The organism is Nocardioides asiaticus (genome assembly GCF_040049175.1).
GTDB classification, from domain to species: Bacteria; Actinomycetota; Actinomycetes; order Propionibacteriales; family Nocardioidaceae; genus Nocardioides; species Nocardioides cheoyonin.
This window is the reverse complement of the sequence record NZ_JBDZDM010000001.1, coordinates 183,566-207,955: the sequence shown is the minus strand read 5'-3', so window position 1 is coordinate 207,955 and position 24,390 is coordinate 183,566. Positions and strand designations below refer to the sequence as shown.

General features: G+C 71.7%; 24 protein-coding genes. 21 read left to right on the top strand and 3 right to left on the bottom strand.

Annotation, left to right across the window (positions count from 1 at the left end; translation table 11 throughout):
* The first annotated feature begins 21 nt into the window (after positions 1–21).
* The 12 genes from ftsZ (at position 22) to ABLE53_RS00930 (ending at position 13,119) form a co-directional block, all read left to right on the top strand.
* Positions 22–1,233, top strand: coding sequence for a cell division protein FtsZ (gene ftsZ / locus ABLE53_RS00985; RefSeq protein WP_348856662.1), 1,212 nt, complete (start codon positions 22–24; stop codon positions 1,231–1,233).
* Between the two features lie 24 nt (positions 1,234–1,257).
* On the top strand, positions 1,258–1,974 hold the full coding sequence (pgeF, locus tag ABLE53_RS00980) for a peptidoglycan editing factor PgeF (protein ID WP_348856661.1): 717 nt from the start codon (positions 1,258–1,260) through the stop codon (positions 1,972–1,974).
* Positions 1,971–2,672, top strand: coding sequence for a YggS family pyridoxal phosphate-dependent enzyme (locus ABLE53_RS00975; protein ID WP_348856660.1), 702 nt, complete (start codon positions 1,971–1,973; stop codon positions 2,670–2,672). The genes pgeF and ABLE53_RS00975 overlap by 4 nt, the downstream gene beginning before the upstream one ends.
* A 39-nt stretch (positions 2,673–2,711) precedes the next feature.
* A complete protein-coding gene (locus ABLE53_RS00970; RefSeq protein WP_348856659.1) occupies positions 2,712–3,218 on the top strand; it encodes a cell division protein SepF in 507 nt (168 codons plus the stop codon).
* Between the two features lie 128 nt (positions 3,219–3,346).
* Positions 3,347–4,114 (top strand): DivIVA domain-containing protein, encoded by a 768-nt coding sequence (locus ABLE53_RS00965; RefSeq protein ID WP_348856657.1) that lies wholly within the window; start codon positions 3,347–3,349, stop codon positions 4,112–4,114.
* A 449-nt stretch (positions 4,115–4,563) separates the two neighbouring features.
* A complete protein-coding gene (locus ABLE53_RS00960) occupies positions 4,564–4,992 on the top strand; it encodes a TraR/DksA family transcriptional regulator (protein ID WP_348856656.1) in 429 nt (142 codons plus the stop codon).
* Positions 4,965–5,558 carry a signal peptidase II gene (gene lspA, locus ABLE53_RS00955; RefSeq protein WP_348856655.1) on the top strand — a complete coding sequence of 198 codons (594 nt, stop codon included), beginning with the start codon at positions 4,965–4,967 and terminating at the stop codon, positions 5,556–5,558. Before ABLE53_RS00960 ends, lspA begins: the two co-directional genes overlap by 28 nt.
* On the top strand, positions 5,555–6,496 hold the full coding sequence (locus ABLE53_RS00950; RefSeq protein WP_348856654.1) for an RluA family pseudouridine synthase: 942 nt from the start codon (positions 5,555–5,557) through the stop codon (positions 6,494–6,496). The genes lspA and ABLE53_RS00950 overlap by 4 nt, the downstream gene beginning before the upstream one ends.
* The gene (locus ABLE53_RS00945) at positions 6,474–6,974 is read left to right on the top strand and encodes a GNAT family N-acetyltransferase (protein WP_348856653.1); all 501 of its coding nucleotides are present in this window, start codon (positions 6,474–6,476) and stop codon (positions 6,972–6,974) included. Before ABLE53_RS00950 ends, ABLE53_RS00945 begins: the two co-directional genes overlap by 23 nt.
* Positions 6,975–7,222: 248 nt before the next feature.
* A complete protein-coding gene (gene dnaE, locus ABLE53_RS00940; protein WP_348856652.1) occupies positions 7,223–10,792 on the top strand; it encodes a DNA polymerase III subunit alpha in 3,570 nt (1,189 codons plus the stop codon).
* Positions 10,777–11,385 carry a hypothetical protein gene (locus tag ABLE53_RS00935; RefSeq protein WP_348856651.1) on the top strand — a complete coding sequence of 203 codons (609 nt, stop codon included), beginning with the start codon at positions 10,777–10,779 and terminating at the stop codon, positions 11,383–11,385. The genes dnaE and ABLE53_RS00935 overlap by 16 nt, the downstream gene beginning before the upstream one ends.
* Positions 11,386–11,394: 9 nt before the next feature.
* Positions 11,395–13,119, top strand: a complete 1,725-nt coding sequence (locus ABLE53_RS00930) for a hypothetical protein (protein WP_348856650.1) — start codon at positions 11,395–11,397, stop codon at positions 13,117–13,119.
* A gap of 12 nt (positions 13,120–13,131) precedes the next feature.
* Here the strand turns inward: ABLE53_RS00930 and ABLE53_RS00925 are convergent, their stop codons facing one another.
* Positions 13,132–13,794: an LON peptidase substrate-binding domain-containing protein gene (locus tag ABLE53_RS00925; RefSeq protein ID WP_348856648.1), complete on the bottom strand. Its 663-nt coding sequence runs from the start codon at positions 13,792–13,794 to the stop codon at positions 13,132–13,134.
* Between the two features lie 82 nt (positions 13,795–13,876).
* On the opposite strand from ABLE53_RS00925, the gene hisD reads away from it, so the two are divergent.
* The 7 genes from hisD (at position 13,877) to ABLE53_RS00890 (ending at position 20,330) form a co-directional block, all read left to right on the top strand.
* The gene (gene hisD, locus ABLE53_RS00920; RefSeq protein WP_348856647.1) at positions 13,877–15,199 is read left to right on the top strand and encodes a histidinol dehydrogenase; all 1,323 of its coding nucleotides are present in this window, start codon (positions 13,877–13,879) and stop codon (positions 15,197–15,199) included.
* Entirely contained in the window at positions 15,196–16,332 is a 1,137-nt protein-coding gene (locus ABLE53_RS00915) for a histidinol-phosphate transaminase (protein ID WP_348856646.1), read from the top strand. Before hisD ends, ABLE53_RS00915 begins: the two co-directional genes overlap by 4 nt.
* The gene (gene hisB, locus ABLE53_RS00910; RefSeq protein WP_348856645.1) at positions 16,329–16,937 is read left to right on the top strand and encodes an imidazoleglycerol-phosphate dehydratase HisB; all 609 of its coding nucleotides are present in this window, start codon (positions 16,329–16,331) and stop codon (positions 16,935–16,937) included. Before ABLE53_RS00915 ends, hisB begins: the two co-directional genes overlap by 4 nt.
* Complete coding sequence (gene hisH, locus ABLE53_RS00905) at positions 16,934–17,584, top strand: imidazole glycerol phosphate synthase subunit HisH (RefSeq protein ID WP_348856644.1); 651 nt, start codon at positions 16,934–16,936, stop codon at positions 17,582–17,584. Before hisB ends, hisH begins: the two co-directional genes overlap by 4 nt.
* A complete protein-coding gene (gene priA, locus ABLE53_RS00900) occupies positions 17,584–18,321 on the top strand; it encodes a bifunctional 1-(5-phosphoribosyl)-5-((5-phosphoribosylamino)methylideneamino)imidazole-4-carboxamide isomerase/phosphoribosylanthranilate isomerase PriA (protein WP_348856643.1) in 738 nt (245 codons plus the stop codon). The genes hisH and priA overlap by 1 nt, the downstream gene beginning before the upstream one ends.
* Positions 18,318–19,100 carry an imidazole glycerol phosphate synthase subunit HisF gene (gene hisF / locus ABLE53_RS00895; RefSeq protein WP_348856642.1) on the top strand — a complete coding sequence of 261 codons (783 nt, stop codon included), beginning with the start codon at positions 18,318–18,320 and terminating at the stop codon, positions 19,098–19,100. Before priA ends, hisF begins: the two co-directional genes overlap by 4 nt.
* Before the next feature lie 108 nt (positions 19,101–19,208).
* Positions 19,209–20,330 (top strand): lactonase family protein, encoded by a 1,122-nt coding sequence (locus ABLE53_RS00890; RefSeq protein WP_348856641.1) that lies wholly within the window; start codon positions 19,209–19,211, stop codon positions 20,328–20,330.
* Here ABLE53_RS00890 and ABLE53_RS00885 read toward each other — a convergent pair.
* Entirely contained in the window at positions 20,284–21,204 is a 921-nt protein-coding gene (locus ABLE53_RS00885) for an RNA polymerase sigma factor (RefSeq protein ID WP_348856640.1), read from the bottom strand. The two genes, ABLE53_RS00890 and ABLE53_RS00885, sit on opposite strands and share 47 nt — an antisense overlap.
* Positions 21,205–21,275: 71 nt before the next feature.
* Between ABLE53_RS00885 and ABLE53_RS00880 the strand changes: the two genes are divergently transcribed.
* Together ABLE53_RS00880 and ABLE53_RS00875 are read left to right on the top strand one after the other, a co-directional pair.
* Positions 21,276–22,439, top strand: coding sequence for a hypothetical protein (locus ABLE53_RS00880; protein ID WP_348856639.1), 1,164 nt, complete (start codon positions 21,276–21,278; stop codon positions 22,437–22,439).
* Positions 22,440–22,484: 45 nt separating this feature from the next.
* The gene (locus ABLE53_RS00875; RefSeq protein WP_348856638.1) at positions 22,485–23,840 is read left to right on the top strand and encodes a hypothetical protein; all 1,356 of its coding nucleotides are present in this window, start codon (positions 22,485–22,487) and stop codon (positions 23,838–23,840) included.
* 12 nt (positions 23,841–23,852) lie between these two features.
* On the opposite strand, the gene ABLE53_RS00870 is transcribed toward ABLE53_RS00875, so the two are convergent.
* Positions 23,853–24,389 carry a DUF1697 domain-containing protein gene (locus ABLE53_RS00870; protein WP_348856637.1) on the bottom strand — a complete coding sequence of 179 codons (537 nt, stop codon included), beginning with the start codon at positions 24,387–24,389 and terminating at the stop codon, positions 23,853–23,855.
* Between the last annotated feature and the right edge of the window lies 1 nt (position 24,390).

Here is a 24,390-nt window from a genome sequence, read left to right as displayed (position 1 = left end):
AGGATCGAAGGGGCGACCACCGTGGGAGCTGCACAGAACTACCTGGCGATCATCAAGGTCGTCGGCATCGGTGGCGGTGGGGTCAACGCCGTCAACAGGATGATCGAGGTCGGCCTCAAGGGGGTCGAGTTCATCGCCATCAACACCGACGCCCAGGCGCTGTTGATGAGCGACGCGGACGTCAAGCTCGACATCGGCCGGGAGCTCACCCGCGGCCTCGGCGCCGGCGCCAACCCGGACGTCGGCTCGAAGGCCGCCGAGGACCACGCCGACGAGATCGAGGAGGTCCTCAAGGGGGCCGACATGGTCTTCGTGACGGCCGGCGAGGGCGGTGGCACCGGCACCGGCGGCGCACCCGTCGTCGCGCGGATCGCCCGGAGCCTCGGCGCCCTGACGATCGGTGTCGTCACCCGCCCGTTCGCGTTCGAGGGGAAGCGGCGCGCGAACTCCGCGGAGGACGGCATCGCCCGGCTCCGCGAGGAGGTCGACACCCTCATCGTCATCCCGAACGACCGGCTGCTGTCGATCAGCGACCGCAACGTCTCGGTGATGGACGCCTTCCGCCAGGCCGACCAGGTGCTCCTCCAAGGTGTCTCCGGCATCACCGACCTGATCACCACCCCGGGCCTGATCAACCTCGACTTCGCCGACGTGAAGTCGGTGATGTCCAACGCCGGCTCGGCACTGATGGGCATCGGCTCGGCCCGCGGCGACAACCGCTCGGTCGAGGCGGCCGAGATGGCCGTGAGCAGCCCGCTCCTCGAGGCCAGCATCGACGGCGCCCACGGTGTGCTCCTGTCGATCGCCGGCGGCTCCGACCTCGGCCTCTTCGAGATCAACGAGGCCGCTGCGCTGGTGGCCGACGCGGTCCACCCGGAGGCCAACATCATCTTCGGCGCGACCATCGACGACGCGCTCGGCGACGAGGTCAGGGTCACGGTCATCGCCGCCGGCTTCGACGGCGGGATGCCGAAGCGTCGCGAGGGCCAGAGCGCGCTCGGCCAGATGACGCAGGCCCGGCCGCAGCAGAGCCAGGAGGAGACCCGCGCGGCCGTCGCGGCGGTGGCCACCAAGCGCAGCGAGGACACCGCCCAGCGCCCGGCGTCCAAGCCGGCCGCGCCCAGCACCCCGCCGCCCGCTCCGGCACCCGCGGCGACCAACCCGCCCAAGCGGCCCGCGCCGTCGGTCGACTTCGACGACGACGACCTCGACGTCCCGGACTTCCTGAAGTAACCAGCACCCGGGTATCAGGAGAGTATGTACTCCTTCCGCACCAGCCTCGGCCCCGTCGACCTGGCCTTCACCGACAGGTACGGCGGGGTCAGTGCTGCGCCCTTCGCCGAGCTCAACCTGGCGGTCTCGGGTCCCGACGACGAGGTCGCCAAGAAGGAGAACCACCGGCGGCTTCTCGCCGACTTCGCTCCGGGAGCTCGGCTGGCCGACCTCTACCAGGTCCACGGCAGCGAGGTCGCGCTGGCGGCCCCCGGCACCCGGCCGCACTGCGACGGGATCGTCACCACCGATCCTGACGTCGTGCTCCTGGTCAGAGCCGCCGACTGCGTGCCGGTCCTGCTGGCGGACGAGACGGCGGGCGTGATCGGCGCCGTCCACTCCGGCCGCCCCGGCCTCGCCAAGGGCGCGGCCACCGCGACCGTGTCACGGATGCGCGACCTCGGCGCGGAGGAGATCACCGCGTGGGTCGGGCCACACGTCTGCGGCCGGTGCTACGAGGTTCCGCAGGAGATGCAGGACGAGGTCGCCGCGATCGAGCCGGCCAGCCGGGCGACGACCTCGTGGGGCACTCCCAGCCTCGACATCGGAGCCGGCGTACGCGCCCAGTTGGAGCGGGCCGGGGTGACCGTGGTCGACGCCGCACGCTGCACCCGGGAGTCGCCCGACCTCTACTCCTACCGGCGCGACGGCGCCACGTCCGGTCGTCTCGCCGGCGTCATCCGGCTGCGGAGCGCCTCGTGACCGCACGCTCCGAGGAGATCGCCGCCGGCCTGGCCGCCGTCCGGGAGCGGATCGAGACCGCCGCCGACAAGGCCGGCCGCGCGCCGGAGGAGATCGGGCTCGTCGTCGTCGCCAAGTTCTTCCCAGCCTCCGACGTCCGCATCCTCGCCGACCTCGGCGTCACCGACGTCGGCGAGAACCGCCACCAGGAGGCGCAGGCGAAGGCCGCGGAGTGCGCCGACCTGGCGCTGCGGTGGCACTTCATCGGCCGGCTTCAGAGCAACAAGGCGGCCGCGGTGGCGTCGTACGCCGACGTCGTCGAGTCGGTCGACCGGCTCAAGCTGGTCGGCGGCCTGCAGCGAGGAGCCCACGAGCGGTCCCACCCGGTGGACGTGCTGCTCCAGGTGAGCCTGGACCCGCCGGACCGCGAGGGCCGGGCCGGTGCTGCACCCGAGGACCTGCCGGCCCTGGCGTCGGCCGTCGAGGAGGCCGGGATGCTCCACCTCGCCGGCCTGATGGCGGTGGCGCCGCTGGGGGAGGACCCCGACGCGGCGTTCGCCCGTCTGGCAGAGATCAGGGCCGAGTTCGTCGGCCAGCACCCCGCAGCGACCCGGCTCTCGGCCGGGATGAGCGGCGACCTCGAGCAGGCGATCGCCCACGGCGCGACACACGTGCGTGTCGGGTCTGCGGTGCTCGGTTCGAGGCCGCCTGTCAAGTAGTGTCCGAAACAGTTCCACCAGACCGGAAGTGAGACAGCCATGAGCGGCGCGATGCGCAGGATCGGTGAGTACCTCGGCCTGCTCGAGGACACGGGCCGGTACGACGACGAGTTCGACGCCTACGAGGGCAGCGAGGACCACACCCACGTCCAGGAGCCGGCGGCTGTCGCGCGCACCAGCGCCCGGGCACCCCGCGAGCCGCGGCCCGCTCCGGTCGCCGACATCGCCGAGCGGCGCCGCCCTCAGGTCGTGCCGTCGGTGGCCGAGCTCTCCCGGATCGTCACCCTGCACCCGACGACCTACAACGAGGCGCGGCAGGTGGGTGAGAACTACCGCGAGGGCACTCCGGTGATCATGAACCTCAGCGAGATGGACGATGCCGACGCCAAGCGGCTCGTCGACTTCGCGGCCGGCCTGATCTTCGCGACGCGCGGCGACATCGAACGGGTCACCAACAAGGTCTTCCTGCTCTCGCCTCCCAACGTGACGGTCGCGGCGGAGGACAAGCAGCGCCTCGCCGAGGGCGGCTTCTTCAACCAGAGCTGAGCCCCGCAGGCCGACCGTCGACTCCGGCTGCCCCAGCAGGCGCTAGAGTTTCGACAAGCACGACCCGTGCCGCGCCATCCGAGCGCGTCACACCGACGTACACAACCGAGCAATGAATGGGTGAGGTCATGCCACTGACGCCAGAGGACGTGAGCAACAAGCGCTTTACTCCCGTCCGGCTCCGTGAGGGCTATGACATGGGCGAGGTGGACCAGTTCCTCGACGAGGTCGAGGCAGAGCTGGCGCGCCTCACCAAGGAGAACGACGACCTCCGGTCCAAGCTCAGTGCGGCCCAGTCCGGTGGCAGCGCCTCGTTCGCGCCGACCCCGGCGCCCGAGCCCACGCCCGCGCCGAAGCCCGCCGCCCCCGAGCCCGTCACCGCGCCGACGACTCCCGCCGGCGCCGCGACCGGAGCCGTGGAGACCATCCGGGTCGAGACCGTCCCCGAGGCCTCCAACGCCGCCGCCCGGCTCCTGGAGCTCGCGACGCGCAACCACGACGCGCTCATCGAGACGGCCAAGAACGACGCGGACAAGATCGTCGGCGAGGCCCGCACCAAGGCCGAGCGGCTCGAGGCCGAGTCCAAGGAGAAGGCCGACCGGATGGAGGCCGACGCCCGCACCCGCGCGCAGATGCTCGACTCGGAGACCGCCGAGCGCCGCCAGCAGCTCTTCGGTGACCTCGAGCGCGAGAAGGACAAGCTCACCGCCGAGGTGGAGAACCTCCGCTCCTTCGAGCGCGAGTACCGCTCCCGCCTGAAGAGCTACTTCACCCAGCAGCTCGAGGCGCTCAACAACTCCTCCGGCGACAGCCAGGCTCCCAGCGGCCAGGCCACCGAGGACGCCCCGCCGGCGCCCAAGCGCCTCCGCTCGATCCTCGGCGAGGAGGAGGGCTGACGCCCACCCGCTGACCCACCCAGCACCGACCGGCCCCACGGGGCCGGTCGGTCGCATTTCAGCCCTGCAATTCCACCGCTGCATTTCACCCCTCGGACAGCGGTGCGCCGTTCCCGGCGAGTTGGTTGAGTGGCGCTCCGCTAGCGGCTACCCTCCCCGCACGCTGTCTTGCGCATCGGGGCGAGGGCAGCCACGGCAGGAGGGAGGGGGTTGCCATGGCCCCTAGGCGCACGTTTGCAGAGGGCCGAGCCGCCTCGGCCGCCGCCAAGAAGACCGCCGCCAAGAAGACCGCCGCCAAGAAGACCGGTGCGAAGAAGGCGGGGAGCGGGAACAACCGGACCGGTGCGCGGGTTGGAGCGCGCGGGACCGCTCCGGGATCAGGAAAGTCGAGCAGTTCCACCACCCCAGCGCGGAGCCGGAAGGCCGCGCCGACCAAGAAAGCGAGTGCCGTGGCGAAGAAGGCGACCACCGGTGTGGTCTCTCCGGAGTCCCTCAAGGTCAAGGACGGCGAGGAGCCGTGGACCCAGGAGGAGCTCGACGAGGTCATCGCCGAGTTGAACCAGATGCGCACCCACAGCCTCGAGGTGCTCGCGGCGCAGGAGGCCGAGCTGTCGGGCCTCATGCGCGACTCGGGTGACGGCGCCGGACAGGACCAGGCCGACGTCGGCTCGGCGACCTTCGAGCGCGACCACGAGCTCACCGTGGTCAACAGCGAGCGCGACAAGCTGGCCCAGATCGAGCGTGCGTTCACCTACCTCGCCGACGGCACCTACGGCATCTGCGAGTCGTGCGGGGAGCCGATCGGCAAGATGCGGCTGATGGCTTTCCCGCGTGCGACACTGTGCATGACATGCAAGCAGCGAGAGGAGCGTCGCTGAGCGACGCGGACGGCACCGACGAGACCGACACCAGCACCCCGACCGTACGCCGGCCTCAGGCACGGCTGCTCTTCGTCACCGTCGCCGTCGCGCTGCTGGCGGTCGACCAGCTGACGAAGGTCTGGGCGGTGGCCTCGCTGACGCCGGGCCACCCGCAGGAGGTCGTCGGGTCGCTGCTGCGACTCGACCTCACCCGCAACCCGGGGGCCGCGTTCAGCACCGGCACGTCCCACACCGGGTTCTTCACGGCGCTGGCGATCGTGGCCGCGATCGTGACGATCTACTTCGCGATGAGGGCCGCCAGCCGGGCGTGGGGCGTCGCGCTGGGCTTCCTCTTCGCCGGCATCGTCGGCAACCTCGTCGACCGGGTCGCGCGCGAGCCGCGCTCGTTCCATGGTCACGTCGTGGACTTCCTGGAGCTCCCGCACTGGCCGATCTTCAATGTCGCCGACACCTGCATCACGGTGGCGGCAGTCCTCATCCTCGTGCTCGCCTACCGCGGGGTCAGGTTGGGTGGTGACGCCGCGCGGCCGGACGTGACGGACGGCGAGGAGGGCCACCGGTGAGCTTAGGCCACGCCGACCAACGCACCCTGCTGGTCCCCGAAGGTCTCGAGGGGGAACGGGTCGACGCGGCCATCGCCCGGTTGTTCGGCCTCTCCCGGACCAGGGCGGCAGAGCTCATCGCTGCCGGCACCGTGCTCGTCGACGGCGCGTCGGTCGCGAAGAGCGACCGCGTGATGGCGGGCTCGATGCTGGAGGTGACCATCCCGGCCGCCGTCGACCCGCTCGCGGTGGTTCCCGAGATCGTCGAGGGCATCAAGATCATCCACGACGACGACGCCATCGTCGTGATCGACAAGCCCGTCGGCGTCGCCGTCCATCCCTCGCCCGGGTGGACCGGCCCGACCGTCGTCGGTCACCTCGCCGGCGCCGGCTTCCGGATCTCGACGAGCGGTGCCAGCGAGCGGCAGGGGATCGTTCAGCGGCTGGACGTCGGCACGTCGGGCGTCATGGTGATCGCGAAGTCGGAGCACGCCTACTCGGTGCTCAAGAACGCCTTCCGGCACCGCACCGTCGACAAGACCTACCACGCCCTCGTCCAGGGCCATCCCGACCCCCTCGAGGGCACCATCGACGCCCCGATCGGGCGGCACCCGAGGTACGACTACAAGTTCGCGGTCATGGCCGATGGCCGGCACTCGGTCACTCACTACGAGACGCTCGAGGCACACCGGTTCGCGAGCCTGCTGCAGATCCACCTCGAGACCGGCCGCACCCACCAGATCCGGGTCCACATGAGCGCGTTGAAGCATCCGTGCGTGGGCGACCTGACGTACGGCGCCGACCCGGTGCTCGCCCGCAAGGTGGGTCTGGAGCGGCAGTGGCTGCACGCAGTCCGGCTCGGCTTCGAGCACCCCGAGACGGGTGACTACGTCACCTACGAGTCGGCCTACCCCGACGACCTCCAGCACGCGCTCGATGTCATCCGCGACAGTCATTAGACCCGCCGAGCCCGCCGACGCGGATCGGGTCGCCGACGTCCACCTGGCGGCTCGCCAGGACGCCGTCGTACGCGGTGCGATGCCGCCGGGCGTCCATCCCGACGAGGAGGTGCGCGACTGGCTCGCCTCGCGGCTCCGCGTCGACGAGACGTGGGTGGCCGAGGTCGACGGCGAGGTCGCGGCGTACGCCCGCTTCACCTCGACCTGGCTGGACGACCTCTACGTCCGCCCGGACGCGCAGGGCGCCGGGCTCGGTGGGGCCCTGCTGGACCTGGTGAAGTCGCTGCGCCCGGACGGCTTCGGGCTCTGGGTCTTCGAGACCAACGCGCCGGCGCGGGCGTTCTACGCCCGCCACGGTCTGGTCGAGGTCGAGCGCACCGACGGCTCGGGCAACGAGGAGAGGCAGCCCGACATCCGGATGGAATGGCGGTGCCCCGGTCCGGGGCGCTCGGGAACCACGAACCGGGGCACTCCCTGACGAAGGTAGACCCGGCCGCGCTCCGGAGCCCGGTTTCTCGGTGACTCTTCAGCAGATCCACAGGATCCCTATGTGAGGCGCGGTCGCGGAAACTGTCGGTGCTCCCTGACACGCTCGGCAATGGCGCCACGACGAGTGCTCGGACGATAGTGTGAAGCCCTTCCCCCAGGACGCTCGTCACGGCCCAGTGACACCCTGCCGCCGCACCCGCTCCGCCCAACGAACGACCTCGAGGAGGCGCCCGCTCCATGTCGGCCGGATCCAAGGACTCCTTCGTCCACCTCCACGTCCACACGGAGTACTCCATGCTGGACGGCGCTGCGCGGCTCGGCGCCATGGCGGACCGGGCGGCGGAGCTCGGGATGCCGGCGATCGCGATGACCGACCACGGCAACCTGTTCGGGGCCTACGAGTTCTACACCAAGGCCAGGGCCGCGGGGGTCAAGCCGATCATCGGCATCGAGGCCTACTTCACGCCCGGCATCAGCCGGTTCGAGCGCAAGGGCGTCAACTTCTACGACGGCGGGCCCGACGACGTGTCGGCACGCGGCGCCTACACCCACATGACGCTGCTGTCGGAGTCGACGGCCGGCATGCACAACCTCTTCCGGCTCTCCACCGGGTCATGGCGGGACGGCTACTTCAAGCAGCCGCGCATGGACCGCGAGCTGCTCGCCCAGCACAGCGAGGGGATCATCGGCACCACCGGGTGCCCCTCCGGCGAGATCCAGGTCCACCTGCGCCACGGCAACTACGACGCGGCCCGCAAGGCAGCCGGGGAGTTCCAGGACATCCTCGGCAAGGACAGCTACTTCCTCGAGCTGATGGACCACGGTCTCGACATCGAGAACCGTGTCCGCGACGACCTGCTGCGGCTCGGCAAGGATCTCGGTATCCCGCTGCTCGCGACCAACGACTCCCACTACGTCATGCGGGAGGACGCGGCCGCGCAGGAGCACCTGCTGTGCATCAACTCCGGCTCGACGATGGACATCCCGGCCGGCGACGGCCCCGGCCAGCGGTTCGCCTTCTCCGGCGACGGCTACTACGTGAAGTCCGCCGAGGAGATGCGCGCCCTCTGGGTCGACAAGTACGACCTGCGCGAGGCCTGCGACAACACCCTGTGGATCGCCGAGCGCTGCGACGTCGAGTTCTCCGAGGGCGTGGGGAAGTACATGCCTCGCTTCCCCTGCCCGCCGGGGGAGAACGAGGACTCCTGGCTGGTCAAGGAGGTCGAGAAGGGGTTGCACTTCCGCTACCCCGACGGCGTCCCGGACCGGGTGCGCAAGCAGGCCCAGTACGAGCTCGGCATCATCACCCAGATGGGGTTCTCCGGCTACTTCCTGGTGGTCGCCGACTTCATCAACTGGGCGAAGGACCACGGCATCCGGGTCGGTCCCGGCCGTGGCTCCGGGGCGGGCTCGATGGTGGCGTACTGCATGCGCATCACCGACCTCGACCCGCTCGAGCACGGGCTGATCTTCGAGCGCTTCCTCAACCCCGACCGCGTCTCGATGCCCGACTTCGACATCGACTTCGATGACCGCCGCCGCTCCGAGGTGATCCGGTACGTCACCGAGAAGTACGGCGACGACCGGGTGAGCTACATCGTCACCTACGGCACCATCAAGTCGAAGCAGGCGGTCAAGGACTCCAGCCGCATCCTCGGCTACCCGTTCGCGATGGGTGACAAGATCACCAAGGCGATGCCGCCGGCGGTGATGGGCAAGGACATCCCGCTGCCCAAGATCTTCGACCCCGAGCACCCGCGCTACGGCGAGGCCGGCGAGTTCCGGCAGCTCTACGACGCCGACCCCGACGTCAAGCGGGTCGTCGACACCGCCATGGGCATCGAGGGCCTGAAGCGGCAGTGGGGCGTGCACGCGGCCGGCGTCATCATGTCGAGCGACCCGATCATCGACATCATCCCGATGCTCAAGCGCCCCTCAGACGGCGCCATGATCACGCAGTTCGACTACCCGACCTGCGAGACCCTCGGGCTCATCAAGATGGACTTCCTGGGGCTGCGCAACCTCACGATCCTCCAGGATGCCCTGGTCAACATCGAGATCAACCGCGACGAGCAGGTCGTCCTCGAGGACCTCCCGCTCACCGACGAGAACACCTACAGGCTGCTCCAGCGGGGCGACACGCTCGGCGTCTTCCAGCTCGACGGCGGGCCGATGCGCGCGCTGCTCCGGGCGATGCAGCCGGACAGCTTCGAGGACATCTCCGCGGTGGGCGCGCTCTACCGCCCGGGCCCGATGGGCGCCGACTCCCACAACAAGTACGCCCGACGCAAGACGGGCAAGGAGGAGGTCGTCGCGATCCACCCCGAGCTGGCCGAGCCACTCGAGGACATCCTGGGCGAGACCTATGGCCTGATCGTCTACCAGGAGCAGGTCATGGCGATCGCCCAGAGGCTCGCCGGCTACAGCCTCGGACAGGCGGACATCCTCCGCCGCGCGATGGGCAAGAAGAAGAAGGCCGAGCTGGACAAGCAGTTCGAGGGCTTCTCGGCGGGGATGCGGGAGCGCGGCTACTCCATGGACGCCGTGAAGACGCTCTGGGACATCCTGCTGCCGTTCTCCGACTACGCGTTCAACAAGGCGCACTCCGCGGCCTACGGCCTGGTGTCGTACTGGACGGCCTACCTCAAGGCCAACTACCCACAGGAGTACATGGCGGCCGTGCTCACCTCGGTGGGCGACGACAAGGACAAGTCGGCGATCTACCTCAACGAGTGCCGTCGGCTCAAGATCCAGGTCCTGCCCCCCGACGTCAACGAGTCCCAGCACAACTTCACCCCGGTGGGCAACGACATCCGGTTCGGCCTCGGCGCGATCCGCAACGTCGGCGCCGGCGTGGTCGACGGCATCGTCCACGCCCGCGAGGAGAAGGGCCGCTACGAGGACTTCAACGACTTCCTCGACAAGGTCCCGCAGCAGGTCTGCAGCAAGCGGGTGGTGGAGTCGCTCATCAAGGCGGGCGCCTTCGACGACCTCAAGCACAAGCGGCGCGCGCTCATCGCCGTCCACGAGACCGCGATCGACCAGTACGTCGACATCAAGAAGAACGAGGCGATCGGCCAGGACTCGCTCTTCGGCGGGCTCGACGACGGCGGCGGCAACGGCTTCGGCGTCTCGGTGACGATCCCCGACCTCGACGAGTGGGACAAGATGACGCTGCTCGGCCACGAGCGCGACATGCTGGGGCTCTACGTCTCCGACCACCCGCTGCTCGGCCTCGAGCACGTCCTCGCCAACGGCACCGACTGCACGATCGGCGAGCTGATGCTCGATGAGGACCGGCCCCACAACACGACCGTGACGGTCTGCGGCCTGATCACCGCCGTCAACCGCAAGATCACCAAGCGCGGCGACGCGTGGGCGACCATCACCCTCGAGGACCTCGACGGCGCGATCGAGGTGCTGCTCTTCCCGAGCAACTACCAGCTTGCGGCTCCGCACCTGGTCGAGGACGCGATCGTCCGGGTCAAGGGCCAGCTGTCCCGCGACAAGGACCAGCCGGAGCTGCGCGGCCAGGAGGTGACGGTGCCCGATCTCACCGGCGGGCCCGGCGGTCCGAGCGGGCCGGTGGTGATCAGCCTGCCGTCCACGCGCTGCACGCCCCCGGTGGTGTCCTCGCTGCGTGACGTGCTGGCCACCCATCCTGGCGTGACCGAGGTCCGGCTACGGTTGCTGACGCGGGAGTCCACCCGGGTCATGAAGCTCGACGACCGGCTGCGGGTGACGCCGACGCCCGCGCTCTTCGCCGATCTCAAGCAGCTTCTTGGACCCGGATGCCTGACCAGTTGACAGCACCACCGCCCCCGCCGATCGCGGCCGAGGGCGGCCCTCCGTCCCGGTTCCGGCTCTCGCGTCCCGTCGCGCTCCAGGTCCTCGCCGTCCTCGTGCTGGGCGCGGTGCTCGGCGCCGCCGGCGGCCTGCTGGTCCACCTGCTGTGGTCGCCGCCGGACGGCATGGTGGTCAACCACGTCTGGTACCGCGGGCTCCGCTCCACCGATCCGGTCATCCTCGCCCAGAACACCGACCAGGCGGTCTTCTCGGGCGTGGGCTGGTTCGTCGTGGTCGCGGTCGCCGCCGGGGTCCTGCTCGGTGCGGTGGCCGCCTTGTTCCTCGACCGCGAGGAGTACGCCACGCTGGCCGCGGTCGTCGTCGCCTCGGTGGGCGCGGGCCTGCTGGCGTACGCCGTCGCGACCGGCTTGGCGGCCGCGAACCCCGACCCGCTCGCCCGCTCGGCGCCCGACGGCACCGTCCTCCCCGACACGCTGCGGCTGGGCTCCCGATGGATCGTGCTCGCCTGCCCGGCGGGCGCTCTCATCGCCCTGATGGCGGTCTTCCTGTTGCTCCGCCCGAAACGGAGGGTTGAGGGGTCTCGCGCGGGGTAGGCTCCGGACGTGTCCGACCAGCAGCCTCCGTTCGGCCCGCCGCCGTACGGTCCACCATCGGGTCCACCATCAGGTCCTCCGCCTGGACCGCCGCCGGGTTCCTCGCCCGAGTACGCGTCGTTCGGCGGCGGTGGCCAGCGCGGCCCACGCAACACCCGGAAGTGGCTGATCGGGACCGGCGCCGTCGTGGCCGCTGCCGCCCTCGTTGGTGGCGGGGCGTTCGCCGCCGCGTCGCTCCTCGGCGGCGACGACCCCACGCCGGCCGATGCGCTGCCGGCCTCGACGTTCGCGTACGCCGGTGTCGACCTCAGCAAGGCGGGCGGCGCGATCTCGCTCCTCAAGAAGTTCCCCGGCCTCGCCGACGACGCGGACCTGGGAGACCTCGGGGACGGCACCGACCTCGGGCAGAAGCTCGTGACGTCGATGCTCGACGATGCCGGCGACGTGTGCGACGGGCTCTCCTGGGAGAAGGACTTCGCGCCGTGGCTCGGCCACCAGGCGGCAGTCGCCGGCGTCGACGTGAGCGGCGACCCGGTTCCGGTCGCGGTGGTCGCCTCGACCGACGACGACAAGGCGAAGGACGAGCTGACCAAGCTGAAGGACTGCAGCTCCGGCAAGCTCGCCGGTGAGGTCACCGACGGCTGGGTGGTCGTCAGCAAGGACCAGGCCAGCCTCGACAAGGTCGTCGACGCGACCGACTCGGCCAAGCTCTCCGACGACGACACGTACTCCGACTGGATGGACAAGGTCGGCGACCCCGGTGCGCTCACCGCCTACGCCGCGCCGGACGCCGGGGAGATGGCGTCCAAGGCGCTCGACGAGTACTCCGGTCTGCTCGGCGAGCTCTCCGACGGGACGCTGGACGACGACTACGGGACCGACTACTACGGCGACAGTCAGGGCCCCGACGCCCTGATGGGAGAGGCCTGCCCGGGGCTGGAGGACGGCAAGGGTGCGATCGCGAGCCTGAAGAGCTCGCTCGAGAGCTTCCAGGGCGCCGCCGCGACCCTCCGCTTCGAGGACGACGGCGTCGAGCTCGAGGCCGCCTCCGACCTCGGCAAGACCAGCGGCGCGAGCGACGAGGCCGGTGACCTCGTCGGCGGCCTCCCCGACGACACCGCCGTCGCCCTCGGCATCAGCGTCGACGGCGACTGGTTCGACCAGCTCATCTCGAGCATCGGCTCGATGTGCGGCGATGGCTTCGACGCCGGGTCGATCGAGGACCAGCTCTCCCAGCAGACCGGTCTCGCGATCCCCGACGACATCAACACCCTGCTCGGCGACGGGCTCACCCTCGCAGTCGGCAGTGACTTCGACCCCGACAACGTCTCCGGACCCGAGGACCTCCCGTTCGGGCTGAAGATCAAGGGCGACCCCGACGGCATCAAGAGCGTCATCGAGAAGATCCGCGACTCGATCGGCACCAGCGACGAGGGCTTCCTCGACTCCGACAGCGACGGCGACATGATCGCCATCGGCCCGAGCTCGACGTACCGCAAGTCCCTGCTCGACGACGGCGGGCTCAGCAGCACGGCCGCGTTCAAGGACGTCGTACCCGACGCCGACAAGGCCACCGCGGTCCTCTTCATCGACTTCGACGCCTTCGACAGCGTCGTCGAGAAGGACGGCAGCGCCGACGACGTCGCCAACTACAAGCCGCTCAAGGCGCTGGGCCTGAGCAGCACGTACGACGGCACCACGGTGCACTCGTTCCTGCGGCTGAGCACCGACTGACCGAGGACCCGCTCAGTTCGGGGACCAGCGGGTCCGGGCCACCTCGGTGGCGGGCAGCGAGGGGATGACGTTCATCGCCCGCAGCTCGGTGCGGAGCAGGCCGGTCACCATGGCGAGGCGTACGCCGGCGTCCTCGGCCTCCAGCAGCGCCTGCCGCTCGCTCATGGGCAGGGGAGTGGTCGCCGAGAGCGTCCACGCGAGGTACTCGGGGTCCTGCGGCAGCGAGCCCGAGAACGGGTCGGTGCGGAACTCCTGAATCGCCGCGCGGTACGCCGTGAACGTGGCGCGCGCCCGCTCGACCGCCTCGGGCGGGACCTCGACCTCGGGCTCGCCGAGTTCCTCGACCTCGGCGACGGGATAGGTGCCGGACGGGTCGAGCCGGTCCATCCGGATGCGGCCGCGGCCCAGCGCGACGATCTCGAAGGAGCCGTCGGGGTTCGCCTCCGCCTCGGTCAGCTGCAGGAGCACACCGACGCGGTAGAGCGACTGGGCGCCCTGGTCGCCCACCTCGTACCCCTCGCGGATCGCCACCGAGCCGAAGAGCCGCTCGGCCGGGTCCTCGATGCGGAGCAGGTGGTGGACGAGCGCGCGGTAGCGGTCCTCGAAGACGTGCAGCGGGAGGGACACACCCGGATAGAGCACCGTGTTGAGCGGGAACATCGGCAGCCGGGTCACGTCTGCCAACCTATCGGCCGCCGGTGTCCAGCAGCCGTCACCGGCTCGGCGCTCGCGTGCCGCGCCGCCTAGACTTGGGCCCATGATCCGCCGCATCGACCTCCGCGACGCCGGCCTCGGTTCCGGGGCAGCGTCTGTCGACTACCGCGCCGTCGTCCCGCGCGCCGAGTTCGACGTCGAGGCGGCCAGCCATCAGGTCAAGCCGATCACCGACGCGGTCCGCGACCGCGGCCTCGACGCGATCCTCGAGTTCTCGGCGCGGTTCGACGGCGTGGAGCAGACCGACATCGCGGTCCCCACCGAGGCGCTCACGAAGGCCCTCGACGAGCTCGACCCCGCCGTACGCGCGGGTCTGGAGGAGTCGATCGCGCGGCTGCGCGCGGCCAGCACGAACGAGCTCGAGACCGACGCCGTCACCGAGTTCGGTCCGGGCGCGACGGTGACCCACCGCAAGGTGCCGGTCGGTCGGGTCGGCCTGTACGTCCCGGGCGGGCTCGCGCCGCTGGTCTCCAGCGTGCTGATGAACGTCGTCCCCGCGCAGGTGGCCGGCGTGGGCTCGATCGCGCTCGCGTCGCCGCCGCAGAAGGAGTTCTCCGGCCTCCCGCACCCGACGATCCTCGCGGCCTGTGCGCTGCTCGGCGTCGAGGAGGTGTACGCCGTCGGCGGCGCCCAGGCGATCGCGATGTTCGCCTACGGCGCCGGCCCGTGCCGGCGCGTCGACCTCGTCACCGGCCCCGGCAACATCTACGTCGTCACCGCCAAGCGGCTCCTCAAGGGGCAGGTCGGCATCGACTCCGAGGCGGGTCCGACCGAGGTCGCGATCCTCGCGGACGAGACCGCGGAGGCGCGCTACGTCGCCGCCGACCTGGTCTCCGAGGCCGAGCACGACCCACTGGCGGCCGGAGTGCTGGTCACCGACAGCCTCAGGCTCGCCGACGACGTCGAGGCCGAGCTCGACAAGCAGGTCTCGGCCACCCGGCACGGCGAGCGGGTCCGCGCTGCCCTGGGCGGCAGCCAGTCCGGCATCGTGCTGGTCAGGGACCTCGACCAAGGCCTCGACGTCGTCAACGCCTACGCCGCCGAGCACCTCGAGATCCAGACCCAGAACGCCGACGTGCTCGCCGGTCGGGTGCGCAACGCGGGCGCCGTCTTCCTCGGGGCCTTCGCGCCCACCTCGGTCGGCGACTACTGCGCGGGCTCCAACCACGTGCTGCCCACCGGCGGCTGCGCCTGCCACTCCTCGGGGCTCTCGGTCCGCGCCTTCACCAAGTCCGTCCACGTCGTCGACTACGACCGCGAGGGGCTCGCGAAGGTCGCCGACCACGTCATCGACCTGGCCGAGGCCGAGGACCTGCCGGGCCACGCCGACGCCGTACGCGTGCGGTTCGAGCGGGCCGGGCGATGACCGCGAGCGAGCTTGCGAGCGGGCTGTCGGCGTGGCCGCCGATCCGGCCGGAGCTGGCCGGCATCGAGCCCTACGGTGCCCCTCAGCTCGACGTCCCCGTGCAGCTCAACGTCAACGAGAACCCCTACCGTCCCTCGGCCGCGTGCGTCGCCGACATCGCGGCGGCGGTCTCCGAGGCGGCGGTGACGCTGAACCGCTATCCCGACCGGGAGTTCACTGCCCTGCGCACGGCGCTCGCCGACTACCTCAGCCGGGACGCGCCGGTCACGCCGGAGATGGTGTGGGCGGCCAACGGCTCCAACGAGGTCATGCTGCAGCTGCTGCAGGCGTTCGGCGGACCGGGCCGCACGGTGGTGAGCTTCGCGCCGACGTACTCGATGTATCCGGAGTACGCCCGCGACACCCTCACCGAGTGGGTGGCCGGCACCCGCGAGGAGGACTTCTCGCTCGACCTCGGCAAGGCCCGCGCCCTCGTCGAGGAGGTCCGGCCGAGCGTCGTCCTGCTTCCGAGCCCCAACAACCCGACCGGCACCGCGCTGCCGCCCGAGGCCGTCGGCGTGCTCTGCGAGGCCGTCGGGCAGGACGGGATCGTCGTCGTCGACGAGGCGTACGGCGAGTTCCGGCGCGCCGGGGTGCCGAGCGCCCTCGAGTCGCTCGCGTCCCACCGCAACCTCGTCGTGACCCGCACCATGAGCAAGGCGTTCGCGGGCGCAGGGCTGCGGCTAGGCTACTTCGCCGCCGACCCCGCGATCGCCGACGCCGTGCGCGTCGTACGCCTGCCCTACCACCTCTCCTCCGTCACCCAGGCGGCCGCGCTGGCGGCGCTCCGCCACGCGCCGGAGCTGCTCGCGAAGGTCGACGAGCTGCGCGCCGAGCGGGACCGGACGGTGGGGTGGCTGCGCGACAACGGGCTCGAGGCGGCCGACTCCGACGCCAACTACGTGTTGTTCGGCCGGTTCGCCGACCGACATGCTGTCTGGCAGGGGCTGCTCGACCGCGGCGTGCTGATCCGGGAGACCGGTCCCGAGGGGTGGCTCCGGGTCTCGGTCGGGACGCCTAGCGAGATGGCGGCCTTCGAAGGCGCGCTGACCGACGTGATGGCAGGACCGATGGCAGAAGTGGTGGAGCGATGAGCAGGACAGCCCGCATCGAGCGGCAGACGTCCGAGTCGAAGGTGATCGTCGAGGTCGACCTCGACGGCACCGGTCGCCACGACGTCTCGACCGGGGTCGGGTTCTACGACCACATGCTGGTCTCGTTCGCCCGGCACGCGCTGGTCGACCTGACGGTCCAGACCGAGGGCGACACCCACATCGACGCCCACCACACCGTCGAGGACACCGCGATCGTCCTCGGCCAGGCGCTCCGCGAGGCGCTCGGCGACAAGAAGGGCGTACGCCGCTTCGGCGATGCCACCGTCCCGCTCGACGAGGCGCTCGTGCAGGCGGTCGTCGACGTCTCCGGCCGGCCCTACTGCGTCCACACCGGCGAGCCCGAGGGTCAGCAGTACGTCGCTCTCGGGGGCACCACGCCTGCCTACCTCGGCTCGCTCACCAGGCACGTCTTCGAGACGATCGCCTTCCACGCCCACCTCGCGCTCCACGTCCGCGTGCTCGCCGGCCGCGAGCCGCACCACATCGTCGAGACACAGTTCAAGGCGTTCGCACGCGCGTTCCGCGACGCCATCGCGATCGATCCGCGCGAGACCGGGGTCCCGTCGACCAAGGGCACGCTGTGACCGCGAAGGTCGTCGTCCTCGACTACGGCTCGGGCAACCTCCGCTCCGCCGTACGCGCCGTCGAGCGCGCCGGCGCCGAGGTGGAGCTCACCGGCGACCTCGACGCCGCGATGGAGGCCGAGGGCCTCGTGGTGCCCGGCGTGGGCGCGTTCGAGGCCTGCATGACCGGCCTCAGGGCGATCCGCGGCGAGCGGATCATCGGCCGGCGGCTCTCGGGCGGGCGACCCGTGCTCGGCATCTGCGTCGGCATGCAGATCCTCTTCGAGCGCGGCATCGAGCACGGCGTCGAGACCGAGGGCTGCGGCGAGTGGCCGGGGGTCGTGGAGCGGATCCAGGCGCCGATCGTGCCCCACATGGGCTGGAACACCGTCGAGACGCCCGCCGAGACGCGGCTCTTCGCCGGCCTGGAGGACGAGCGGTTCTACTTCGTGCACTCCTATGCCGTCCGGGACTGGAGCCTGATCACCAACGACCGCACCCCCGACAGCCACCAGCCGCTGGTGACCTGGGCCGAGCACGGCGGCGACCGGTTCGTCGCGGCCGTCGAGAACGGCCCGCTGTCCGCGACCCAGTTCCACCCGGAGAAGTCCGGCGACGCCGGCGCCTCCCTGCTGCGCAACTGGGTGCAGTCGGTGAAGGCCGCCTGATGAGCGACTATCTCGAACTCCTCCCGGCGGTCGACATCAAGGGCGGCCAGGCCGTCCAGCTCGTCCAGGGCGTCGACGGCACCGAGAAGCGCTTCGGCGACCCCATCGAGGCGGCGCTGCGCTGGCAGGAGGCGGGCGCCGAGTGGATCCACCTCGTCGATCTCGACGCCGCCTTCGGCGCGGGCAGCAACCGGGAGCTGCAGGCCAAGATCGTCGGCACGCTCGACATCAGGGTCGAGATGAGCGGCGGCATCCGCGACGACGACTCGCTCGAGGCCGCGATGGCCACCGGCTGCCGCCGGGTCAACATCGGGACGGCGGCGCTGGAGAACCCGGAGTGGACCCGGAGGGCCATCGCGACGTACGGCGACCGCGTCGCCGTCGGCCTCGACGTGCGCGGCCGCACCCTCGCGGCCCGCGGCTGGACCAGGGACGGCGGCGACCTGTACGAGACGCTGGCGCGGCTCGACGCCGAGGGCTGCGCGCGCTACGTCGTCACCGACGTCAACAAGGACGGCATGCTCCAGGGGCCGAACCTCGACCTGCTCCGCGACGTCTGCGCGGCCACCGACCGGCCGGTCGTCGCGAGCGGGGGAGTGACGACGATCGACGACATCGCCGCTCTCATGGACCTCGTGCCGCTCGGCGTCGAAGGGGCGATCGCCGGCACCGCCCTCTACACCGGCTCGCTGTCGCTGCAGGAGGCGCTCGAGCTGACCCGGGCGGTCGCGTCGTGAGCCTCGCCGTACGCGTCATCCCCTGCCTCGACGTCGACGCCGGGCGCGTGGTCAAGGGGATCAACTTCCGCGAGCTCCGCGACGCCGGTGACCCGGTCGAGCTTGCCAGGACGTACGACGCGGAGGGCGCCGACGAGCTGACCTTCCTCGACATCTCGGCGTCCCACGAGGGCCGGGCGACGACCCTCGAGATCGTCTCGGCCACCGCGGAGCAGGTGTTCATCCCGCTCACCGTCGGCGGCGGGATCCGATCGGTGGAGGACGTCGACCGGATGCTGCGCGCCGGCGCCGACAAGATCGCCGTCAACACCGCCGCGATCCACCGGCCCGAGCTCGTCGCCGAGATCGCCGACCGGTTCGGCAACCAGGTCCTCGTGCTCTCCCTCGACGCCCGCCGCGTCCCGACCGCCGCGGCCGACGGATGGCGGCCGCCGTCGGGCTTCGAGGTCACCACGCACGGCGGCCGGAAGTCGGCCGGTCTCGACGCGATCGAGTGGGCCGTGAAGGCCACCGAGCTCGGGGCGGGGGAGATCCTGCTCAACGCGATGGACGCCGACGGCACCGAGAGCGGCTTCGACCTCGAGCTGATCCGCGCGGTCCGCAAGGAGGTGACGATCCCGGTGATCGCCTCCGGGGGCGCCGGCCGCGCGGAGGACTTCCCGCCGGCCATCGACGCCGGCGCAGACGCCGTACTCGCCGCCACAATCTTCCACTTCGGCAAGGTGCGGATCGCCGAGGTCAAGGACGCGCTCCGCACCGCCGGGCACCCGGTCCGCTGAGGCGGGCGGCCCCGGCACCATCGAGAAGTTTCGCGCCGGGAGGTAAGACGCGCGCGCCGGCGGGCGCAGAGGAGGGAGGAATCCCACCCCTGACCCGAAGGAGCGTCCATGAGAACCACCCGACTCGCCGCCCTCGCCGGGGCGGCGCTGGCCGTCGCACTCGCCACCGTCGGCGTCCCGGCGGCGGCCCAGCCGCCGGCGCCACGCCCGTCGGCGCACCCCGTCTTCGTGCAGAACGACGACCCCGCCGGCAACACCGTCATCGCGTACGACCGGACGCCGTCCGGCGCGCTCGTGCGGGCCGGGGCCTACCCGACCGGCGGGAAGGGCGGCGTCCTCGACGGGTCGGTCGTCGACCACCTCGCCTCCCAGGGCTCGCTGGCGTACGACGGCGGCCTGCTGTTCGCGGTGAACGCGGGCAGTGACACGGTGACGACGTTCGCGGTCCACGGCGACCGCCTCGTCCGCCGCCAGGTCGTGCCGTCGGGCGGGGACTTCCCGGTGAGCGTCACGGCCCGCGGCAGCCTGGTCTACGTGCTCAACGCCCGCGGCGGCGGCTCCATCCAGGGCTACCTGCGCGTCGGCAGCGGGCTCGTGCGCATCCCGAGCTGGCACCGCGCGCTCGGCCTCGACCCGGACCAGACCCCGGAGTTCACCAGCACGCCCGGTCAGATCGGCCTCACGCCCGGCGGGCGTCAGCTGGTCGTCACGACCAAGAACGGTGGCAACAGCGTCGTCGTCTACCCCGTCGGCCGGTTCGGCCCGGGCGCACCGCGGGTCAACCCGCTGCCCGGCGCCGTCCCGTTCGGGTTCGCGTTCGACGCCCGTGGGCACCTGGCGCTGACCGAGGCCGGCCCGAACGCCGTCGCCACGTTCGTCGTACGACCCTCCGGTGCGCTGCTCCCGCTCGACAGCGTGCCGACCGCCCAGGCGGCGACCTGCTGGGCCGTGGCCGCGGGCAGTGATGTGTACGCCGCGAACGCCGGCAGCGGCACGCTCTCCGGCTACCGCGTCGGCATCGGCGGAGCGCTGCGCCCGCTCGCAGTCACGCCGACCGGCGCCGGGACCGTCGATGCGGCGGTCTCCCGCGACGGACGCTTCCTCTACGTCCAGACAGGCGTGGCCGGCGGCGTCGACGCCTTCCGGATCGGCCGCGACGGCACCCTCGTCGGCGTCGGCTCGGTCATCGTCCCGAACGCGGTCGGCGGCGAAGGAATCGTCGCCCTCTAGCCTCGGGCCGCCCCTCCGGGGCACCCGGGCCTCCCGGGTCCCCGGAGATGGCGGTGAGGAGTCCGGCGTAGTCGTCCCCGCACGGCCCGCAGGCCGCGAGGTGGGCGACGATGCCGGGGTAGCGCCGCTCGGCGCCCCGGCGGTCGGCGCTGACGAGGTCCGCGTAGACGTGCAGGAGTCGCAGTGCCTCCTCGCAGCCGACGTCCGCCGGGTCGGTGCGCAGGAACCGGTCCAGCTCCACGCCGACCCCCTTCCTCGCCCGCCTCCGTGACGGGACCGCCTCGAGATGGCCCTGCTCCACGAGCGCCTCGCGCAGGTTGCGACGGGCGTCGAACAGCGCCTTGTAGACCGCACCGCGGGTCACGCCCATTCTCTCCGCGAGCGCGTCGAGCGGAACCCCGTCGACCACAGCCGAGACGAACACCTCACGCTGGTGCGGCGTCAGCCGCGCCTCGACCGCGTCGCGTACGGCGGCCGCGAGCTCCGCCGCCTCCGCGTGCCGGTGCGGGTCCAGGCCGAAGCGGTCCGGGAACCGGTCCCAGTCGTGGGCGTCGTGCGGCCTCGCGTGCCGCCAGTGATGACGTCCCAGCCGATGGGAGACCTCGAGCATCACGAAGCGGTAGGCCCAGGTCGTGAAGCGGCTCTCGCCGCGGAAGGTCGGCAGCTTGGCCAGCACGGCGAGCAGCGCGTCGTCGGCGGCCTGGTCGGCCAGGTCGTCGAGCTCGGGTCCGGTGATCGCCGGGGAGGTGTGCCTCCGCCTGGTCTCGCGGCGGGCGACCGCGACGAGCCTCTCGTGGAGGCGTACGACGGCCGCCTCCCTCTCGTCGCCGTCCCCGGACAGGGCGCGGATCCACTCCGCGGACTCGGGATCCACGGCAGGACACCCTATCCACAGATCGCCGAAGTGGTCTGGTGAAGCGCCCTCCGGCGGCGCAGGGTTCTGCCATGCCTCGACACACTTCCGGCGGCTTCCGCCGCCTCCGGCGCGTCGCCGACGACATGACTCCCGAGCTCTTCGCATGCGTGGAGCGCGCCCTCGCCGCCGAGCGCGCCGGTGACGTCGCGGCGGCGCTCGAGTGGCACCAGTCGGTCCCGATGTTCCGCAAGGGGCGACATCGCGCCCTGATGGAGCAGCTGGCCGGGATCGGCGACGACCTCCCGGACTGGGTCTGGGCACGCTGGATGGCGTATCAGTCCCTGCGCTGCGAGGACGGCGTCACCGGAGCCCTGGTCAGAGGTCGGCTCCGGCAGGTGACCGAGGAGCTCCACGCCGATCTGCTGGCCCACTGCTATCGGCGTCAGGACGACCCGGTCCGGGTGATTGCCCGCGTGCTCGGGGAGTCGTGGGCGTTCCACCAGCTCGCCGCACATGAGGGAGGCGGGCTCGCCGCCTTCGTCGACGAGTTCGCGACGGCGCGACTCGCGGAGCACGCGGCCCTCGCGCGGCGCTGGGTGGGGGCGCGGTTGACCGGCTACCGGCTCGGGAAGGGCCGCCCCGGGCCGCGGCTCCCCGTCCGTGAGGCGAACGACGACGAGTGGATCGAGGTGCTCGACCTCGGTGCCACGTCCTGCGCTGCCGGGGGCTGGGTGCTCGGGCGCCTCGTGCCGAGCGGCGTCGGCGACCTGCTCATGTTCGACATGCCGCCCCTCGGTGTCCCCGAGGAGGTCGCCACGGAGATCGCGGCCCGCGCGGACGGCGACTGGTGGAGTGTCCTGACCTCGGTCAAGGACCGCGAGGGGCTGTCTTCGGAGCTCTTCCTCCGGGAGGACTACGCGCTGGTCACTGACGTCCTCGATCTCGAGCTGCTGAGGTTCGGGACCCGTCCCCGTGACCTGGATCGGGTCATGCAGCAGCTTCGGGAGGGCCGCGACGAGGTGAGCCGAGCGGCCTACCGTGTCCTCGAACGCGCCCGGCTTGGTGACGTGGCGGCGGCCGACCACACGTACGTCGGCGCCGCGGCCCTCAATCTCCGGGCCTTCGAGGACGCGCGACGGCAGACCGCGCGGGCGGTCGAACCTGACTGCTGGGCCACGTGGGCCGATCGCGTCGTGGAGCCAGCACGCGATCGCTTCCTTGCGCTGGCGCGGCTGGGGCGCCCGGCCGCGTAGGCGTGCGCCTGCTCACCTGGGCGCCGCCGCGCGCGAGGCGCCGGTGTGCGCGGGGTGACGTTCACCGCCGACCTCACACCCCGGGAGCTGCTCGACAGCGCCGGGGATGCGCTGCGCGCTCCTCGCCGCGCCGAGGTCGACGATCTCCTCGTCGCGCTGGCGTGGGCTGATCTCCACGGTGGACCACCGGCCACCGACGTGCCGGGCGGGGACAGACTGGTCCGGCTCGGCGGGGACGGTACGCCGAAGGTCCGCGACCTGTGCCTCGAGGAGCTGTCCGTGGCCCGGCAGGCCCACGTGGCGAGCACCCGAGCGGCGATGGCCGACGCGCTCGACCTGCGCCATCGGCTCCCGAAGGTCTGGGCGGCGATGCAGGAGCTGGTGTGCGAGCCCTGGGTGGCCCGCAAGGTCGCCCGGATGTCCCGTGACCTCGCCCGCGACAAGGTCGCCCTGGTGGACACGGCGGTCGCGGCGGCGCTGCACCAGGCGCCGTCCCGGGTCCTCGCGATCGCGGAGGCCAAGGTGATCGAGGCCGACACTGCGGCTCATGAGGCCGACCTGGCCGCGCGCGGACGTGAGCGTGGCGTCTGGCTGGGGCGCACGACACCGGCCGACCCCGAGGATCCGACCTCCGGTCGCGGCAGCCGGTCGCTGTTCGCCAAGCTCGCCGCCGAGGACGCCCTCTGGGTCGACACGATGATCGACGAGGTCGCCGATCTCCTGGCCGACAGCCCGGCGCTCCGCGCCCAGCACCACCCCGACCTGGGCGACGACCCCACCCGTGACCAGCTCCGTGCCGCCGCCTTCGGCTGGGTCGCCCGGCCGACCGAGCTGTCGGAGCTGCTCACCCACGGCTCCACGAGCGACCAGACCGAGCACCGTCGCCAGAGGGCGGTCGTCTACATTCACCTCTCTGAGGCCGCCCTGGAGGCCGGATCCGGTGTCGCCCGCGCCGAGGCCCTCGGACCCGTGCTCGTCCACCGGCTCGCCGAGCTCCTCGGCCACGCCCACATCGACCTCAAGCCGGTGATCGACCTCAACACCGGGGCAAGCGTCAACGGCTATGAGCACCCGAGCGCCATGAAGGAGCGGACCTTCCTGCGCAGCCTCGGGGACGTCTTCCCCCACGCCGCGGGCCTGGGTCGACGCGTCGACATCGACCACGCGGTGCCCTACGACCGGGACGGTCCACCCGGCCAGACCTCGGACGCCAACGCGGCACCCCTGGCGCGCCGCTCGCATCGGGCGAAGACGCACGGGCGCTACACCGTGGAGCAGCTCGGCCTCGCGTCGTACCTGTGGACCACACCTCACGGGCTGATACGCCTGGTCACGCCCGACGGGCCCCGGCCGCTCGGCGAGCTGAGGGTCGAGCTCCACCGCGCCTACCGCGCCGCCTGACCGCGCTCGTCCTCAGCCGCGCGCGACGATCCGCTCGAGCGTGCCCCAGCCGCGCGCGGTGGCGGGCAGGCCGGTCCCCCGCTGGAGCAGCACGTTGCCGTGTGGACGGTTGCCACCGGTGGGTGGGCGGGCGGTGACGAGCTCGAGGGCTCGTACGTCGAGGACGCGCGTCCGGCCGGCGTCGCCGATCAGGGCCGGGTCGATCGGTGCGGCGTCGTGACGCAGGAACGACACCTCCATCGCCCAGGCCCCCGGGTCGAGCCCCGCGAACGGATCGGTGGCGAGCAGATCGGCGAGGTGCTCCAGCGACCTGACCGCCACCACCTCGCGTCGCCCGAGAACGGCGGAGACGGCGTCCTCGAGCCGCAGCGTGATGGCGTCGACCTCGTCCGGTGAGGCGTCGAACGTGACGTTGCCGGTGGTCAGCAGCGACCGCGGGTCCCGCCCGCCGGCAGCCTCGACGGCGCCGAGGAGCGTGTCGCGGTCGAGCCCCTCACGGCCCACCATCACGTTGCGGACCAGGCCTGCCCAGCGCACGGTGCCGGCCACG

What these genes read in the sequence shown, in the direction of transcription:
- hisD (WP_348856647.1), top strand. Translation starts at nt 13,877, where the DNA reads ATGATCCGCCGCATCGACCTCCGCGACGCCGGCCTCGGTTCCGGGGCA.
- ABLE53_RS00890 (WP_348856641.1), top strand. Translation starts at nt 19,209, where the DNA reads ATGAGAACCACCCGACTCGCCGCCCTCGCCGGGGCGGCGCTGGCCGTC.
- ABLE53_RS00945 (WP_348856653.1), top strand. Translation starts at nt 6,474, where the DNA reads ATGTCATCCGCGACAGTCATTAGACCCGCCGAGCCCGCCGACGCGGAT.
- ABLE53_RS00965 (WP_348856657.1), top strand. Translation starts at nt 3,347, where the DNA reads ATGCCACTGACGCCAGAGGACGTGAGCAACAAGCGCTTTACTCCCGTC.
- ABLE53_RS00970 (WP_348856659.1), top strand. Translation starts at nt 2,712, where the DNA reads ATGAGCGGCGCGATGCGCAGGATCGGTGAGTACCTCGGCCTGCTCGAG.
- dnaE (WP_348856652.1), top strand. Translation starts at nt 7,223, where the DNA reads ATGTCGGCCGGATCCAAGGACTCCTTCGTCCACCTCCACGTCCACACG.
- ABLE53_RS00915 (WP_348856646.1), top strand. Translation starts at nt 15,196, where the DNA reads ATGACCGCGAGCGAGCTTGCGAGCGGGCTGTCGGCGTGGCCGCCGATC.
- ABLE53_RS00935 (WP_348856651.1), top strand. Translation starts at nt 10,777, where the DNA reads ATGCCTGACCAGTTGACAGCACCACCGCCCCCGCCGATCGCGGCCGAG.
- pgeF (WP_348856661.1), top strand. Translation starts at nt 1,258, where the DNA reads ATGTACTCCTTCCGCACCAGCCTCGGCCCCGTCGACCTGGCCTTCACC.
- hisB (WP_348856645.1), top strand. Translation starts at nt 16,329, where the DNA reads ATGAGCAGGACAGCCCGCATCGAGCGGCAGACGTCCGAGTCGAAGGTG.
- priA (WP_348856643.1), top strand. Translation starts at nt 17,584, where the DNA reads ATGAGCGACTATCTCGAACTCCTCCCGGCGGTCGACATCAAGGGCGGC.
- lspA (WP_348856655.1), top strand. Translation starts at nt 4,965, where the DNA reads ATGCAAGCAGCGAGAGGAGCGTCGCTGAGCGACGCGGACGGCACCGAC.
- ABLE53_RS00880 (WP_348856639.1), top strand. Translation starts at nt 21,276, where the DNA reads ATGCCTCGACACACTTCCGGCGGCTTCCGCCGCCTCCGGCGCGTCGCC.